Annotated in this window: 13 protein-coding genes and 1 pseudogene; 7 read left to right on the top strand and 7 right to left on the bottom strand. The window is 62.5% G+C overall.

Going from position 1 to position 15,632, the window contains the following annotated elements; all coding sequences use genetic code 11:
• Positions 1-331: 331 nt before the first annotated feature.
• The 4 genes from MTX34_RS17240 to MTX34_RS17225 all read right to left on the bottom strand — a co-directional run bounded on the left by MTX34_RS17240 (position 332) and on the right by MTX34_RS17225 (position 5,812).
• Positions 332-1,168 carry an enoyl-CoA hydratase/isomerase family protein gene (locus MTX34_RS17240; RefSeq protein WP_374639885.1) on the bottom strand — a complete coding sequence of 279 codons (837 nt, stop codon included), beginning with the start codon at positions 1,166-1,168 and terminating at the stop codon, positions 332-334.
• A 122-nt stretch (positions 1,169-1,290) separates the two neighbouring features.
• Positions 1,291-3,198, bottom strand: a complete 1,908-nt coding sequence (locus MTX34_RS17235; RefSeq protein ID WP_243610207.1) for a TRAP transporter fused permease subunit — start codon at positions 3,196-3,198, stop codon at positions 1,291-1,293.
• Between the two features lie 206 nt (positions 3,199-3,404).
• The gene (locus tag MTX34_RS17230; protein WP_243610206.1) at positions 3,405-4,547 is read right to left on the bottom strand and encodes a TAXI family TRAP transporter solute-binding subunit; all 1,143 of its coding nucleotides are present in this window, start codon (positions 4,545-4,547) and stop codon (positions 3,405-3,407) included.
• A 107-nt stretch (positions 4,548-4,654) separates the two neighbouring features.
• Positions 4,655-5,812: a CaiB/BaiF CoA-transferase family protein gene (locus tag MTX34_RS17225; protein ID WP_243610205.1), complete on the bottom strand. Its 1,158-nt coding sequence runs from the start codon at positions 5,810-5,812 to the stop codon at positions 4,655-4,657.
• A 190-nt stretch (positions 5,813-6,002) separates the two neighbouring features.
• Between MTX34_RS17225 and MTX34_RS25775 the strand changes: the two are divergent.
• Positions 6,003-6,098, top strand: a pseudogene (locus MTX34_RS25775) (Glu/Leu/Phe/Val dehydrogenase dimerization domain-containing protein); the annotation flags it as partial.
• Here MTX34_RS25775 and MTX34_RS17220 read toward each other — a convergent pair.
• The gene (locus tag MTX34_RS17220) at positions 6,096-6,947 is read right to left on the bottom strand and encodes a CdaR family transcriptional regulator (protein WP_243610211.1); all 852 of its coding nucleotides are present in this window, start codon (positions 6,945-6,947) and stop codon (positions 6,096-6,098) included. The pseudogene MTX34_RS25775 and the gene MTX34_RS17220 overlap by 3 nt on opposite strands.
• A 456-nt stretch (positions 6,948-7,403) precedes the next feature.
• On the opposite strand from MTX34_RS17220, the gene MTX34_RS17215 reads away from it, so the two are divergent.
• Positions 7,404-8,945 (top strand): aldehyde dehydrogenase family protein, encoded by a 1,542-nt coding sequence (locus MTX34_RS17215; protein ID WP_243610204.1) that lies wholly within the window; start codon positions 7,404-7,406, stop codon positions 8,943-8,945.
• Positions 8,942-9,769, top strand: coding sequence for an SDR family oxidoreductase (locus MTX34_RS17210; protein ID WP_243610203.1), 828 nt, complete (start codon positions 8,942-8,944; stop codon positions 9,767-9,769). The genes MTX34_RS17215 and MTX34_RS17210 overlap by 4 nt, the downstream gene beginning before the upstream one ends.
• A 141-nt stretch (positions 9,770-9,910) precedes the next feature.
• Here MTX34_RS17210 and MTX34_RS17205 read toward each other — a convergent pair whose 3' ends face one another.
• Together MTX34_RS17205 and MTX34_RS17200 are read right to left on the bottom strand one after the other, a co-directional pair.
• Entirely contained in the window at positions 9,911-10,936 is a 1,026-nt protein-coding gene (locus MTX34_RS17205; protein WP_243610202.1) for a ParB/Srx family N-terminal domain-containing protein, read from the bottom strand.
• A gap of 150 nt (positions 10,937-11,086) precedes the next feature.
• Positions 11,087-11,617, bottom strand: a complete 531-nt coding sequence (locus tag MTX34_RS17200; RefSeq protein ID WP_243610201.1) for a GNAT family N-acetyltransferase — start codon at positions 11,615-11,617, stop codon at positions 11,087-11,089.
• A gap of 121 nt (positions 11,618-11,738) precedes the next feature.
• Here MTX34_RS17200 and MTX34_RS17195 point away from each other — a divergent pair, with 121 nt between their 5' ends.
• Genes MTX34_RS17195 through MTX34_RS17180 form a run of 4 tightly spaced genes read left to right on the top strand, consistent with a single transcriptional unit; the run spans position 11,739 to position 15,533 of the window.
• Entirely contained in the window at positions 11,739-12,593 is an 855-nt protein-coding gene (locus tag MTX34_RS17195) for an ABC transporter permease (RefSeq protein WP_243610200.1), read from the top strand.
• Between the two features lie 3 nt (positions 12,594-12,596).
• Entirely contained in the window at positions 12,597-13,316 is a 720-nt protein-coding gene (locus MTX34_RS17190; RefSeq protein ID WP_243610199.1) for an ABC transporter ATP-binding protein, read from the top strand.
• Positions 13,317-13,353: 37 nt separating this feature from the next.
• Positions 13,354-14,400, top strand: a complete 1,047-nt coding sequence (locus tag MTX34_RS17185; protein WP_243610198.1) for an ABC transporter substrate-binding protein — start codon at positions 13,354-13,356, stop codon at positions 14,398-14,400.
• A 29-nt stretch (positions 14,401-14,429) separates the two neighbouring features.
• The gene (locus tag MTX34_RS17180) at positions 14,430-15,533 is read left to right on the top strand and encodes an LLM class flavin-dependent oxidoreductase (RefSeq protein WP_243610197.1); all 1,104 of its coding nucleotides are present in this window, start codon (positions 14,430-14,432) and stop codon (positions 15,531-15,533) included.
• Positions 15,534-15,632: the final 99 nt, after the last annotated feature.

Raw genomic sequence — 15,632 nt, 5'->3', positions numbered from 1 at the left:
TGATGCTCGACCGGTGGCGGACAAACCCGACATGGGCAGATTCGTGTCCGCCACCGGTCAGTTCTTGTTGGCCACCCATGGGCAGTTCTCGTGACCGCCTGTGGTCACTTCCCGATGTCCATTGACACCTCCACCCTGATGAACAGTTCGACCTCAACCACGACCGCAGTGATCGGGACGGGAGCACATCAGCACGGGCTGCGGATCAAGTCCATCACGTGAGTGCGGTGAGCCTGAGGATCCGGCACGCTCGTGCCACGGTCATCCCGAGCGTAGTGGTCTGGCTACATGCGAGGCGTGACCCGAACACACTCGTGTCCGGGTGCACAACCTAGTCCTCCTGGGCTGTCCGACGGCTCTTGCGGTCGAGGAACGCTTGCATGCGTTCGAACTTCGCTTCCGATTCGAACAGAATTGCTTGCGCCAGGTCGTCGACGTGAGGATGAGCCGACTTCGGCATGTGGTACACGCGCTTGGTGATGCGTACGGCCAGAGGATCCTGCGACGCGATTCGGTCAGCAAGAGCGTGCGCTCCCACCAGGAGATTCTCCGGGTCGTGGAGCTCTGTGACGAGGCGCAGGTCCAACGCCTCGTCGGCGTTCAAGATGCGCCCGGTGAAGAGCATGTCGAGTGCGATGGGCTCCCCAACGAGTTCCTTCAGACGCCACATGGCGCCGGCGGCAGCGGAGATACCGAGACCGACCTCGGTTTGCCCGATCTCGAGGCTGTGCGTAGCTATGCGGAAGTCACAGGCCCACGCCAGTTCAGCACCCCCTCCCAGCGCGAACCCGTCCATCGCGGCGATCACGGGCATCGGCAACTCGTGGATGCGATGGAACAGCCGAGAATTGATCCCCCGGAGCGCGTGGTCTCGTCGACGCTCTCGCATCTGCCGGAGGTCGGCGCCGGCGGCGAACACGCCTTTCTGCGAACCGCTCTTGGGGTCCTCGTACGTCGTTCCCGAGATGATCAGGGTGCGCGGGTTCTGCTCGAGCCAGTCACACACTGCGTGGAACTCGCTGACCCATGTCTCGTCCATGGCATTCCTTACCTCAGGCCGATCCATCATGAGGTGCACCCGGTCCGGGAGGTTCTCCTGATACAGGACCTTGAATGCCGAGAAGTCGCGAGCGATCTCCGCGAGGCCTTCGAAGTTCGTGTCTTCCATGAATCCTCCACATGTGTAGTGATCGAGTGACGTCAGAGCCTTCACGGCTGTGGCTGTCCGTCACCCAGCGTCGGCGGTCGCTCCAGGGAGAAGCGGTGGTGTCGTTCGGGTAGTGACTCGAATCAGAGGGTCTGCGCCGGTGTCATCCGATCGGCACGACTCTTTGTGGGAACGTGATCGTCTTTGTGCTTCTGAGAGCGCGTGCGCAAGAAAGCGATGATCGCAGCGCCGAACATGATCCCGGAGACACTGGAGATCGGTTCCGGAATGAACGCGGCCAGTCCGGCGAGCCCCACCAGCGCACGGGGGATGGGCGTGAGGCGGCACCCGCCTCCGATCGCCCATCCTTCGAACGCGCAACCCAGGAAAAAGACTCCTGCGGCGGCGAAGAGGACCGTGTACGCGATCTCGCCGAGGCCGGCTTGCGCCACGAGCGCAGGGTTGTAGACGAACGCGAACGGAACCAGGTACTTCACCGCCCCCAGACGCATCGCGATGAATGCCGTCGACATTGCAGGACTCTTGGCGATGCCGGAGGCCGCGAACGCAGCCACTGCTACGGGCGGGGTGATGTAGGACACTGTCGCCCAATAGATGACGAACAGGTGAGCGGCGATCGGGTCCACCCCCAGTTTGACCAAGGCCGGAGCCATCACGATCGCGAGAAGGACATACACCGCAGAAACGGTCATTCCCATTCCCAGCACGAATGACGTGATCGCGCCCGCGAGGAGGATCAGAATGACGCTTCCTCCCACCGAGGACACCAGTTCTCGAGCGAGCGACAACGACACACCTGTCATCGAGAGTCCTCCGACGATGAGTCCGACGCCCGCGATGATGCCGACGATCTGAGCGATCGTCTTCCCCGCGTCGAGCATGAATTCGAAGAGGATCTTCAGGAGATCGCCGCCAGAACGGCGAGCGGTGAGGTGGCGCCCCACCACGAAGACGAGCAGGAAGGCCACCACCCAGAAGGGTGATTGCGTCTCATCTTGAGTGAGAACCAGCAGCGCCACCAGGCCGACGAGAGCTGTCACGTACGGCCAACCGCCCACCAAGGTCCGCCCGAGCACCGAGGCCCCTGACCTCGATCCACCGACGAAACCCTGCTTGGCCGAGTAGGCGTCGATCTGCACGAAGATGCCGAGGAAGAACAAGAACGCAGGTATCGCCGCTGCCAGGGCAATGTCGGAGTATGGAACTCCGATGAACGACACCATCAGGAAAGCTGCCGAGCCCATGAGAGGAGGGGTGATGGTTCCACCGGTCGACGCACTCGCCTCCACAGCTGCGGCGTATCGCGAGGTGAAGCCGGAGCGTTTCATGGCCGGGATCGTCATCGGTCCGGTGGTGAGGACGTTCGATACAGCGGAACCACTGACCATGCCCATCAAGCCTGAGGAGAAGATAGAGACCTTGGCTGATCCACCGCGATACCGCCCGAACGCGGCCTGCGCCAGATCGTAGAAGAATTGCGAACCCCCGGAATGCTGCAGTATCACGCCGAAGATCAAGAAGCCGATCAAGATCGTGCCGGTGACCTGGAGCGGGAGTCCGAGAATCGAGTCACTGCCCATGGCGTGAATCTGTGCCGTGCGTTCGAGACTGAACGAGGGGCCACGCAACACTTGCCAGGGCATGGCAGAGGCCACCATCGGATAGAGAGAGAACGCGAGAGCGATCACGGTCACGACCATTCCGGCGGTTCGCCGCAGCGCCTCGAGCACGAGACCCCACAGCGCGATGGCGGCGATGGTTCCCCACGTGGGTGCGTTGAAGTCCCAGCCCTGGGTGATGATGTTCTCCCCGTTCAGGCCGAGCGCGAAGCAGACGGTGAAGGCCGTCGAGGCGAGCACCGCGTCGTAGACGGGAAGCCGACGTGATGCTGCGGATTTCGATGCGGCGAAGGCGATGAACACGATCGGTAGGAACGCCGCGAGGATGAAGAACAGGAACGAGTTCTTCAAGAGAACGATGCCCCCGAGATTCAGATCGAAGGCGCGGTTGAGAGCGACCGTGGTTCCCATGATCGTCAGACCGACAATGACCGACTTCGATGTCGGCGAAAGGTTTTCCCTCATCATTTTCCATTCAGTTCAATAGATTGCACGGCAGGTGTTTTCGCGCGTCTGGGGTGTGCTCCACTCCCTCGTGCGGAGGGCGATAGGGCGTGTGGGCGGCACTGTGCTTCTGCGAGCTCGCTGGTAGCGGCCCCGACTGGCTCCGAGGACTCCTAGTCGTCCACGCGTGCTTCTTTCCAACGCGTCCAGGTCACATCGTTGACGTCGTCCTGCGGCGTCTGATCGATGTACTTCTTCCACTCTGCTCTGAGGGAGTCTGCACGCGAGTTCAGCTCCTCGTTCTTCTGCTCTGCTTCCGCGGTCCACAGATCGTTCTCTTCGAGGAACCGGACCAGTCCAGGGTGGAACGGAACTACCGAGGGTTCGTGAGCGACGTTTTCGATCTTGTGACTGCCCATTCCTGTCAGACTGTCGGCGTAGGTGTCGAACGTTCCGACCAACTCGACGATGTACTGATGGACGAAGTCTGCGTCCTGGTCGGGCCGTGCGACGATCGGGATCCCGTACGTCAGCGCATCGGCACTCGCTCCGTCTGTCATCCCGGCCGCATTCATGACTTCTTCGATGGTCACTGTCGGCGCGATCTCGCCGGTCGCCTCAGTTGCTGGTGCATCGGCGGCTTCCAGATCCAGCCATCTGAACCCGAACTGGGCGTCCAGCTCTCGCATCGCTGACGCCGTCGAGTTGAAGGGGATGACATCGACCCGTCCGGCCCGCAGAGCTTCAGGAACTTCGGAGTAGCCGCCGATGGTCACCTCTTCGACGTCGTCCCGAGTCAAGCCTCCCAACGCCAACGCTGCGTCCATCTTGTTGTTCACCGAAGGGTTCGCGACGACGTAGGGAACGCGCACACCCTCGAGGTCCGCTGGCACCCTGATATCGCTGTCCTCCGGGACGGCGATTCCGAGCGATGCAGGAATGTGCCACACCACGTTCAGCTCCGTGGGCCCCCATGACTCGGTGGCGAAATCATTCGCACCTTCGAAGGCGTCCCAGTACTCCTCACCCAGACGACCGAGGTCCGTCAGCCCTTCCATCACCATGGTGACTCGACCTGGTCCAGTGTCCGCGGGAATGAGACGGATGGACCGATCGGTCTCCGAAGTCATCGCGTCAGATACCGCGGCAAGCTCGTTGTAGGTTCCCGAACCCACGGGGTATGTGGCGATCGTGAGGAGCCCGTCGGAGCGTGCTGCGTTTGCTCCACCCACCTGACCGCTGCACCCGCTGACAGCGAGGAGCACCGCGGCGCCGAGGGCGAGAGGCGCGAAGTATCGGCGATGTATGTGAGTCATTTTCAGTGCCTGCTTATCGGTTTCAAGTAGACGGGGTGTCCACTCACTGCGTGGTCATGGAATTCGCGGCATACCTTCTCGGTCGCCGATGGGGATGTGGCTCTCGGTCAGGAGAAGACGTCAGCGGGCACAGTTCGCGAACCGAACTCTTCGCGGATGCTCTCGTTGCACTCACCGGCGCTGCCCACGTGATGGCTGGGCACCGCGGGCGTGGGAATGATCGGTCCGAACGTCGTGAAACTCTCGTCGTTGTACTTGACGTCGATGAACTTGCCGCGATGACGAAGCTGCTCGTTCTCCAGTACTTCATCTACGGTCGCGATGGGGGCGAACGGGATGTTGTTCTCGAGCAGAAGGGCCTGCATCTCATCGATCGACTTCGTGGCAGCCCACGATTGGACCGCACCCACCAGGTAGTCGTAGTTGTTTCGACGGTCGTGAACCGAGGGGTATCCGGTGCCGGGTTCGGCGAGTTCAGCGCGGTCCATCACCTCGCAGAGGTTCGACCACATCGCATCAGTCACAGCTGCGATGTAGACGAAGCCGTCCGAACCCTCGAACACATCACTGAACGTGTTCAGACTTGCGTTCGCCATGCGCGTCGGCGACTCGCCGAACTGCTCGACAAGCGAGAAGTTGAACAGGTGCATGCTCGCGGTGACGTCCAACATCGAAATGTCGTACACACCCCCGACTTCCGAGGACAGTCGAGCCTGAACTCCCATCAGTACTGCGAACGCCGCGTGCATGCCAGCAACGTGGTCAGGGACGAACAGGCCGCTACGCAAGGGCTGACCGCCGCGTTCACCGGTCACGTGCATGAGGCCGCTCGCTGCCTGGATCGCGCCATCGAACGCCGGCCTGTCTGCCAAAGGACCGTCCAATCCGTAACCGCTGATGGGCACGAACACCAGCTGTGGATTGATTTCGAAGAGTCGCTTCTGAGTGAGCTGCAGCTTCTCGAGCGTCGCGATGCGGTAGTTCGTCACGAACGCGTCAGCTGATGCCAACATCGCTTCGAACAGGCGCATGTCCTCCTCTAGCTTCAGGTCCAGGGTCACCGACTCCTTGCCCCGGTTGACAGCGGCGTAATACGCGCTCTCCCGCTCGTGGATGGGAAACACCGATCTCGCGGCTTCCCCACCCATGGGTTCCACCTTGATGACTCGTGCCCCGTGGTCGGCGAGGATCTGGGTAGAGAGCGGTCCGGCAATGTAGTGACCCAGCTCGATCACTGTGATTCCGGACAACGGTGCTCTGGACATGAAGTAGATCCCATCGTTTGGCGAATGTGTTCGCTATCACTCTGGTCCAGCACGTACCTGTTGTCTAAGACTTCATATGCCAGTTATCCATGCCTGATGGGCATAGATTTCCTTTACGCTGCACGAACGCGCTCGATGCGGCGGCGTTCGTCGTCGATGGCGTCGACGACGTTGGGTCCACGACTTCCTCGCGCTCACCGGACTTCCCATCGGCGGAGGCTGAAGCGGATCGGACTTCCACCCGAAAGGGCGTTCCGAAGCGGCAGTGATGCGGTTCTGTCGGTCAGCTCAAGCTCTGTGTGTCGGCGGTTGCGCAGACCAGGGCAAGGTGCAGTTCCAGTCTTCCGGTTTCCAGACTGTGTCCCAGAAGGTCCTCGGCTTGCCTTAGTCGATAGCGAACGGTGTTGCGATGCAGGCCGAGTGTTGTCGAGGCACCGCCGACACCCTCCGCAAGGTAGGCGATCACGGTGTCCCGAAGCGGGGCGTGGACATCGTCTGCCAGCCGTCCGAGAGTGCGGTCGATGAAGGTCGACAGTGCCGTTCGATCTGCGGAGAGCAGGCTGACCAGTTCTACATCCGAGTACAACACGAGCTGGCGTGCATCGGCCTGGAGTGCCGCAACAGCTTCCCGGTGGCTGGACCGGAAGCCTTCTACTCCGTTGGCGGTGATGCCGATACCGATCCGTATGTCCTTGGGACGTGTGGTCGCGTTCAACAGAGTCAGATCGGGTGTGTGGTCGGTCGCGAGCCAAGCCCAGAGGGTGCGCGACCCGACAGGGACCAGCAGCGGTCGGGGCGCGCCCAATACTGCGGCCAGCCGGACAGCTGATTCTTCGAGCCCTGTCGTGCCGTCGGTTTCGCTGTCGGCAATGATGACGAGTGCGGTGTTGCGGCGTCGAAGTGGATGGCCGAGTGAGGTTTCCGCCGCGGTCACGTCGACGGCGTCTCCGCGCAGGACCGCCTCGACCTGTTGCCTTCGCCGCGTGAGCGCACTGCGCAGCCATCGCTCACGCTCTTCCGCGTAAGCGGTGATCAGTTGCTCGACGCACAAGCTGAACCAGTCGGTCGCGCGCGACCAGACCTCGGTCAAAATCTCGACCCGGCCTTCCTCGGGCCAATCCTGGGTCTCGATCATCTCGTTCGCATACCGAAGTGCAGCCTGTTGCCCATGCCGGTAGATCCGGAGCAGAACTGACAGCTCCATTCCTCGGCGCGCGATCGTACAGGCGAGGTGCACAGCCTCGACTGCAGGACGCACGTCATCGGCATCGGCAAGCAAATACGCGACGAAGGCCCGCAGTTGTCCTGCGGTGCTGGCGTCGAGGTCGCGGCGAAGTTCGAGGTCGGAGTCGAACAGGGGCAGTTCCGCAGCTATTTCGTCGTTGAGACGTTGTATGACGGCGGCAACGTCGCTCATCTTCACCAGATTCGCCGCGAGCTCGCCGATCCAGGACGTCGGGTTGAAATCGGTCACCCCACAATTGTGCACCGCGCACAATCGTGACTCGGCTACTTGGATATTTCTCTCTATCGACGCACTCGGAAAAGAATGACGATGGACTTCTTGTTGCCATCGAGGAGTAGAGGGACAATGTCCGCAACTACGACAGACCCGCAGATCGAGATCGTGAATCCGGCAGACGGCCGAGCGGTCGGAACGGTACCGAACGTCGGCAGAGCCGAAGTGGAACGGATCGTCGGTGACGTGCGCGCAGCGCAGCCTGCGTGGGAGGCACTCGGAGCCAAGGGGCGCAGCACGTGGTTGGCGAAGTTCCGCGACTGGCTGCTCGATCACGCCGACGAGATCGCCGATGTGTTGCAGTCCGAGACCGGAAAACCGCGGGCGGAAGCTCGAATCGAAGCGCCGATGATGGCCGATTTGATCAACTACTACAACTCCAATGGCGCGAAATTCCTGGCCGACGAGTCGGTCGGGGCACATGGACTCCTGACGATGCAGAAGAAGATGCTCAAGGTTTTTCGGCCCTATCCTGTCGTCGGAATCATCACCCCGTGGAATTTTCCGCTGGTCATGCCGCTGATCGACGGCATCCCCGCACTGATGGCCGGCGCCGGCGTGCTGATCAAGCCGTCGGAGGTGACACCGCTGACTGCGCAGCTGATCGAGCGCGGCTGGACTGACATCGGCGCGCCGCCGATACTGAGAATTGTCACCGGGCTGGGCGCTACTGGCGAAGCGGTGGTCGACGCGGTCGACTACGTCCAGTTCACCGGTTCCACCCCGACGGGTCGCAAGATCGCCCAGGCCTGCGCCGGGCAACTCAAGCCGTACAGCCTCGAACTCGGCGGCAAGGATCCGGCGATCGTGCTGGCCGACGCCGACGTCGATCGAGCGGTCAACGGTGTCACTTGGGGCGGACTGATGAACTCTGGGCAGGTGTGTATCTCTGTCGAACGTGTGTACGTGGAAGCCCCGATCTACGACGAGTTCGTCGCAAAGCTCGCACGGAAAGTCGGCTCGCTACGCCAAGGTGCCGACGACCGGTCCTTTGCCCACGACGTGGGCGCATTGGCGACTACGGATCAGCAGACGATCGTCGACGGTCAAGTCACCTCGGCCATCGCAGCGGGGGCGCGCGCTGTGACCGGAGGCAAACCGGGTTCGACCGGCACGTTCTACGAGCCCACTGTCCTTGTCGACGTGGACCATTCGATGGCCTGCATGCGGGACGAGACGTTCGGTCCGACCATCCCGGTGATGAAAGTGGCCGATGAGGCCGAGGCGATCCGGCTGGCGAACGACTCACCGTTCGGCCTGTCCGCAACGGTGTGGACCAGTGATATCAAACGCGGCATGGCCGTTGCGCGACAGATCGAGGCCGGCGCAGTCAACATCAACGACGCCTTCATCAACTTGTTCGAGTTCGGGCTGCCGCACGGCGGATGGAAGGACTCCGGTGTCGGGGCGCGTTTGGGTGGGGCACAAGGCGTTCGGAAGTACTGCCGGGTTCAGTCGATAACAGCACCGCGAGTTCCGACGTTGCACGCCGAACCACTCTGGTACCCCTACAGCCCGACCAAGATGAAAGCAGTGGGTGGACTACTGCGCATGTTGGTTGCACGAGACCTCGGCCGAATCCTCGGCCGCACAAAGGACAAGGACCACGCATGAGCAGCAACATTTCCGGCAAGGTAATCGCAATCACGGGCGGTGCCCGTGGCATCGGCTTCGACACGGCCAAGCGCCTGGTCGCAGACGGTGCCCGCGTCGCTATCGGAGACATCGACGAAGTGCAGATGAAAGAGGCTGTCACCGAACTCGACATCACGGCGTACGCGCGACTGGACGTCACGGACCCCGCATCGTTTGCCGAGTTCTTGGATATGGTCGAGTCCGAACTCGGTCCCATCGACGTCCTGGTCAACAACGCCGGCATCATGCCGACCGGATGGTTCCACGAGGAGTCGGACAAGATCACCCGACGTCAGGTCGAGATCAACGTCCTCGGCGTCATGTGGGGTTCGAAGCAGGCACTGCAACGGATGCTGCCGCGCCGCGCTGGTCACGTCATCAATATCGCGTCGCTGGCGGGGGAAGGCTACTTCCCCGGTGTGGCCGCGTACTGCGGGACGAAGCACGCCGTGAAGGCACTCACCGAGACCCTGCGCCGGGAATACCGCAACAGTGGAGTCGAATTCTCCTGCGTCATGCCGACATTCGTGAATACGGAGTTGACGCTAGGTGCCGGCAAGCCGAAGTTGCTGCGCAACGCGGAACCACAGGAGATTGCCGACGCGATCGCCGATCTCATCGCCCACCCGAAGCCACAGGTTCGGGTGACTCGTCTCGCCGGCAAGGTCAGTCAGCTTCAGAACGTATTGCCGCGCCGAATGCTCGCTCCGATCATCAAAGTCTTGCGCGCCGAGCACGTCCTGCTCCAGGATGTCGATAGCAATGCTCGAAAGGCCTACTTGGACCGCATCGAAACCAACTAGGCCACGTGACCTCGAACTGTCACCGCCAGTGCGGTATGTGCTGAATAAGCCCACATCGCATGAGAAGCTCGTTCTGGGTAAGGAATCGGTGGCTCCAGAACTGTCGTACCTGACCTGGCACCGGTCGGGTCGAAGGACGAACTACTTCGGCAGTCCCATCTTGTACTGCAATGCGTAGGCCAATTTGCCCGGCTTGTCGTCCGAGTACGGTGCCGACAGCTTTCCGAATTCGCCCTTGGAGGCTGCCTTCCCGTCGTTCCACGCGCCCAGAGCGCCGAGTTCCGCTGCGGTGCGGCCACTGTCGATCACCGCGTCTTTCGGTGCGGCGACCTGGGCGCGCGACACCGACTCGACGGTGCTCAGGTAGCTCGCCAGGTTGGTGCTGTCCCATCCGCTGATGTCGACGGCACCGGAGTCGCGCACCCATGCACCCCAATAGAATTCCTGGAACGGAATGGTTCCGGGTGTGAACCCGATGTCGCGCGCGAAATACGTCAGGCTGCGGTACTTGTCGTTCTGGAACTTGGCGAGACCGACTCCCGACGGCAGTTGTTCCACCGGAACCTCGTTGCCGTCGACGTCGTAGTTCCACACCCACTTCTCGGCCTTCATTCGCGCCCAGAAGTCGGCGGTGCTCAGGTCACTGAGGTTCGCGACCACCCGAAGTCGAAGATGCAGATTCGGTCCACCGTCGGCCGTTTCGTAGAACGAGGTCAGCGTGTGGTGTCCGTCGGTCAGGTACGGCACGCCACCAGGCCCGATGACAACGGTCTTCATCGGCGCGATGGTGTCGGGCGTTTCCTGGCCGACGGGGACGGTGCAGGTGAACGACGACGGGTTGTCCAGTCGTGCATCGGGTAACGCGGAGGCGGCCTCTTCCTGGCCGTTGGCCTCGCACCAGTCGTCGAACTTCTTGTTGATTTCGTCCTTGCCGAGTGTGTAGCGACCGAGCTTGTAGTACACCTCGTCGTACCCGAGCGAGGGCTGCGTCGCGCGCACCTCACCGATCGGGAGATTCAGAAGCTCACCCGCTTCTGCACATTGGTAACCGAGGCCCGCCGAAGATCCGGAGGGAAGCAGGCCTGCGACCTGGCACAGCGGAGATGCGGTCCGAACCGGGGCAGCCGTGGCAACGGCACCCATCGACGTGGACACAACAGAGATCAATGCAAGTGTGCCCAGTAGAGCAGCTCTGCGACGCGAGACCATTCGGTGAAACTCCCATGAGTTCGAGTGAAGTTCCCCGGAGACTGTCGCACCACGGTCACCGGCCGATGTCGCGGAACCGACGCAGAGGTGAACGTTGCATGATGGACGTCAGCGATCCTCGCGCAACATCGCGTACACGAGGGTGTCCGTCCATTCACCCTTGCACCACCAGTTCTGGCGAAAGTGCGCTTCCTGACGCATCCCGACGCGGGCCGCCAACCGGGCCGACGCGTCGTTGCGTCCGTCCAGCTGTGCGCTGACGCGGTGGATCTGGGGTATCGAGAACACGTGCTCGATCAACGCGTTGACCGCCTCGGTGGCATATCCGCGGCCCGCGACGGCGGGGGAGAACGTCCACCCGAGCTCGACGAGCGCCGGGGAACCGTCGATCAACCAGGCCTCGACGTTGCCCACCACCGTTCGCTCGTGTTCGACGACCATCGCCAGCACCTGGGTGTGCAATCCTTGCCGCTTCATCCGTTTACCCACCGCCGCAACCGCATCGGCGTGGGTCCACGCTTCGTGGAGCAGATAGCGGCAGACTTCTGGATCGCTGTAGTAGGCGAGAACCCTGTCTGCGTCGTCGGGTTCGTACAGACGCAGCGTCAGGCGTTCGGTGTGAATGGGCTCGACGGTCATGAGAGCAAGTCTGCCCGACTTGCATTCACGCTGATTCGAACCCTGGTCGTAGAGCCCGGCGTGACCGAGTGTGAGTACTCGACACCACTCGCACTCAACCGGAAGGCCTGTACCCATGGTCATGACGTCGTACGCCGCTCCCGCGGGACCCGTGGACACGCGCGACGGCGACGCCTCCGACGTCGGCTCCGCACCCGTCTCGCCGAAAGACTCTGCGTGGCAGCGGTACCGATGGACCGTCCTGCGCGCCCTGTCGCCCGTCGTCCTCCTCGTCCTGTGGCAGATCGCCAGTGCTGCCGGAGTCCTCTCCGAACGAGTGCTGCCCGCACCGTCACTGATCTTCGATGCGGGTCTGGAATTGCTGCGTAACGGTGAATTGGCCGACGCTCTGGCTATTTCCGGAACGCGTGTTGTTCAGGGACTCCTGATCGGCGGGCTGATCGGGGTGGCGCTCGGAGCGCTCGTCGGACTGTCCAAGCTCGCCGAGGCAACGGTCGACCCGCCGTTGCAGATGCTTCGCGCGTTACCGCACCTCGGCCTCATCCCGCTGTTCATTCTGTGGTTCGGGATCGGCGAGACTCCCAAGATCCTCCTCGTCGCTCTGGGAGTCGCATTTCCGCTGTACCTCAACACGTTCTCGGCCATCCGTCAGATCGATCGTGACTTCCTGGACACGGCCGTCGTACTCGGTTTCTCGTGGCGTCAGCGGTTCACCACGATCATCCTGCCCAGCATCGCCCCACAGTTGTTGGTGGGATTGAGGCAATCGTTGGCCATCGCCTGGTTGTCGTTGATCGTGGCCGAGCAGATCAACGCCGAATCCGGGTTGGGCTACATCATCAACAATGCGCGGGACTTCCTGCGTGTGGACACCATCATCTTCGGACTCGTCGTCTACGCACTGATGGGAATCGCCACCGACGGAATCGTGCGAATCCTCGAAAAACGATCCCTCCGTTACCGATTGGATGCTTGATTCATGACTACGACGACGACCTCCGTCGCCACCCTGCACGGCATCGACAAGTTCTACGGATCCAGTCACGTGTTGAAGGGCGTCGACCTGTCCATCGAGCGTGGTGAGATCGTCTCGCTGGTCGGACGATCCGGCTCCGGCAAGTCGACTGTTCTGCGTGTCCTGGCGGGACTGTCGACGGATCACACAGGGGAGCGGCGTGTCGATGGGCACCCCGCGGTGGCCTTCCAGGAACCACGCCTGTTCCCGTGGCGGTCGGTTCGTCAGAACGTGGCCTACGGTCTGAACACAGCGGGAGTCACCGGCAACGACGCGTTGACTGCTGCGGACGCGACTCTCGATGAGGTGGGACTTGCCGACAAGCGTGACGCTTGGCCACTCACGTTGTCCGGTGGGCAAGCTCAGCGCGCTGCGCTGGCGCGGGCGTTGGTGGGGGAGCCCGAACTGCTGCTCTTGGACGAACCGTTCGGCGCGCTCGACGCACTCACTCGACTGACCATGCAGTCGCTCCTGCTCGATCTGTGGGGACGGCACGGCTTCGGCATCTTGCTGGTCACCCATGACGTGGACGAGGCCATCGCGTTGGGGGACAGAGTGGTGGTGCTCGACGGGGGTGCCGTGGCCGAGACCGTCCCCGTCGACTTGCCTCGTCCCCGAGACCGGGGAACAGCCGGATTCTCTCGCATTCGCACTCACTTGCTCGGTGCCCTCGGCGTCCACTGACGCCATCAATTTCACTGATAAGAAGGATCTTTCACGCATGTCGTCACACGCTCGTTCTCGATCGCTGCGGACAGTCGGGATACTCGCTGCCCTGACCTTGACGGTCGCCGGGCTCACCGGTTGCGTCTCCCGTGGCAGCGATACTACGGCCACCGCAGCCCCCGAACTCGTCTCCAACGACCAGCTCGCCACAGTCACCCTCGACGTCGGCGATCAGAAGGGTGGCACCGAAGCCCTGCTTCGGGCATCGGGTGAGCTCGACTCGGCTCCTTACGATGTCGCGTTCTCCACCTTCACTTCCGGCCCGCCTCAGGTGGAGGCCGCGACGGCAGGACAGATCGACTTCGCGGTCACGGGTAACACGCCTCCGCTGTTCGGTGTGGCAGCCAACGCACGGATCAAGGTGGTCTCCGCCTACACCAACGATGCGAGTGGCGATCAGATCCTCGTGCCTGCCGATTCGACTCTTGCGTCGTTCGCAGACCTGCGGGGCAAGAAGATCGCGGTGGGCAAGGGAAGTTCCGCGCACGGTCATGTCCTGCTGCAGTTGCAGAAGGCAGGGTTGACCACAGACGACGTGCAGTTGGTCTTCCTTCAGCCTGCCGATGCGCTGACGGCATTCACCTCGGGCGAGGTCGATGCTTGGGCGATCTGGGATCCGTTCACCGCGATTGCGCAGGTGCAGAACGGCTCGAAGACGCTGACTACCGCCGAGGGTGTGGCCAACGGTTACGGCTTCGGTATCGCCTCGCAGCAGGCACTGGACGATCCCGCGAAGAACACGGCGTTGCAGGACTTCGTGGTTCGTCTCGCCAAGGCGTCCGCATGGGCGGACGCCAATCCGGCCGAGTGGGCGGCGGCGTACTCCGCGGCCGTCGGCATCGACCCGGCTGCGGGTGAATTGGCGCAGGGACGAAGCCAGCGACCCGCAATTGCTTTGGACAACACTGTGATCGAATCCGAGCGGGCGCTCTTCGATGCGTTCGTCCAGAGCGGAAGTATCCCCGGAGGCAACACGTTCGCGGACTTCGTCGACACGCGCTACAACGACGCTATCGCCGACGCGACCGCCTCGACCAACTGATCACCCACCACGCCGTAGGAGTTCCACTCGTGAGCGCACGCATCTTCTGGTTCCTTCCCACTGCAGGCGACGGCCGCTCCATCGTCGGCGCGTCCCACGCATCCGGCAACCTCCGCGAACCGGCCGGGTTCCGTCGCCCGTCGTTGCGGTACCTCACCGAGGTGGCTCAGGCCGCGGACCGCCTCGGCTACGAGGGGGTGCTGACTCCGACTGGAACATGGTGCGAGGACGCGTGGTTGACCACTGCTGCTTTACTGCAGAGCACCCGACGGTTGAAGTTCCTTGTCGCCTTCCGTCCCGGCCTCACGCCGCCCACGTTGGCGGCGCAGCAGGCGGCGACGTTGCAGCGGTTCTCGGAGGGTCGAGTGTTGTTCAACATCGTCACCGGCGGCGACGACGTCGAGCAGCGTCGTTTCGGGGACTGGATCGACCATGACCGGCGATACGCTCGCACCGACGAGTTTCTCGAACTCGTACAACGTATTTGGACCGAGAACTCGGTCGATCATGAGGGTGAGTTCTTCAAGGTTGCCGATGCGCGGGTGTCCGAAGCACCGGACCCGCTGCCGGAGTTCTGGTTCGGCGGCTCCTCCGAGCCGGCTCTGGCCGTCGCGGCCAAGCGGGTTCAGACGTACCTGACGTGGGGCGAGCCGCCGGCCGACGCTCGCGCCAAGATCGAGAAAGTGCAGGCGCTCGCGGACGCCGAGGGCCGCAAGCTCACCTACGGCGTTCGCCTGCACACCATCAGCCGCGACACGTCCGACGAGGCCTGGGCCGTCGCGCAGAAGCTCCTCGACGAGCTTCCCGAGGAGCAGGTGTCTCAGACGCATGCGCTGCACTCGTCCTCGCAGTCCGAAGGGCAGCGTCGAATGGCCGCGTTGCACGGTGGTAGCAAGGAGTCGCTTGAGATATACCCGAACCTGTGGGCCGGTGTCGGGTTGGTTCGTGGCGGCGCAGGAACGGCTTTGGTCGGTTCGCACGAGGAGGTCGCGAACCTGATCGGGGAGTACCACGATGCCGGGTTCGACGAGTTCATCCTCTCGGGCTACCCGCATCTCGAGGAGGCGTACCACTTCGCCGAGGGGGTTCGACCTATCCTCGACGCGCGAGGAATCACGGTTCCCGCCAGATAGATTCGCGCGCCATCGCTGGTTCGACATCGCCGGCTGGATCGACAGTGCGACTTCGGAGACCGACCACCACCGCTGCCTCGTTTACGCCGGTGGCCCTCC

Origin of the sequence: Rhodococcus sp. ARC_M5, assembly GCF_022810405.1 — a bacterium.
In the GTDB taxonomy this organism is placed as follows: domain Bacteria; phylum Actinomycetota; class Actinomycetes; order Mycobacteriales; family Mycobacteriaceae; genus Rhodococcoides; species Rhodococcoides navarretei.
Note: the sequence above shows the minus strand (reverse complement) of the source record. Positions and strands in the feature narration are given on the sequence as shown.

Bases quoted from the DNA above. Each gene is read 5' to 3' on its own strand.
- MTX34_RS17240 (WP_374639885.1), bottom strand. From the start codon at position 1,168: ATGGAAGACACGAACTTCGAAGGCCTCGCGGAGATCGCTCGCGACTTC.
- MTX34_RS17235 (WP_243610207.1), bottom strand. From the start codon at position 3,198: ATGGGAACCACGGTCGCTCTCAACCGCGCCTTCGATCTGAATCTCGGG.
- MTX34_RS17230 (WP_243610206.1), bottom strand. From the start codon at position 4,547: ATGACTCACATACATCGCCGATACTTCGCGCCTCTCGCCCTCGGCGCC.
- MTX34_RS17225 (WP_243610205.1), bottom strand. From the start codon at position 5,812: ATGTCCAGAGCACCGTTGTCCGGAATCACAGTGATCGAGCTGGGTCAC.
- MTX34_RS17220 (WP_243610211.1), bottom strand. From the start codon at position 6,947: ATGATCGAGACCCAGGATTGGCCCGAGGAAGGCCGGGTCGAGATTTTG.
- MTX34_RS17215 (WP_243610204.1), top strand. From the start codon at position 7,404: ATGTCCGCAACTACGACAGACCCGCAGATCGAGATCGTGAATCCGGCA.
- MTX34_RS17210 (WP_243610203.1), top strand. From the start codon at position 8,942: ATGAGCAGCAACATTTCCGGCAAGGTAATCGCAATCACGGGCGGTGCC.
- MTX34_RS17200 (WP_243610201.1), bottom strand. From the start codon at position 11,617: ATGACCGTCGAGCCCATTCACACCGAACGCCTGACGCTGCGTCTGTAC.
- MTX34_RS17195 (WP_243610200.1), top strand. From the start codon at position 11,739: ATGACGTCGTACGCCGCTCCCGCGGGACCCGTGGACACGCGCGACGGC.
- MTX34_RS17190 (WP_243610199.1), top strand. From the start codon at position 12,597: ATGACTACGACGACGACCTCCGTCGCCACCCTGCACGGCATCGACAAG.
- MTX34_RS17185 (WP_243610198.1), top strand. From the start codon at position 13,354: ATGTCGTCACACGCTCGTTCTCGATCGCTGCGGACAGTCGGGATACTC.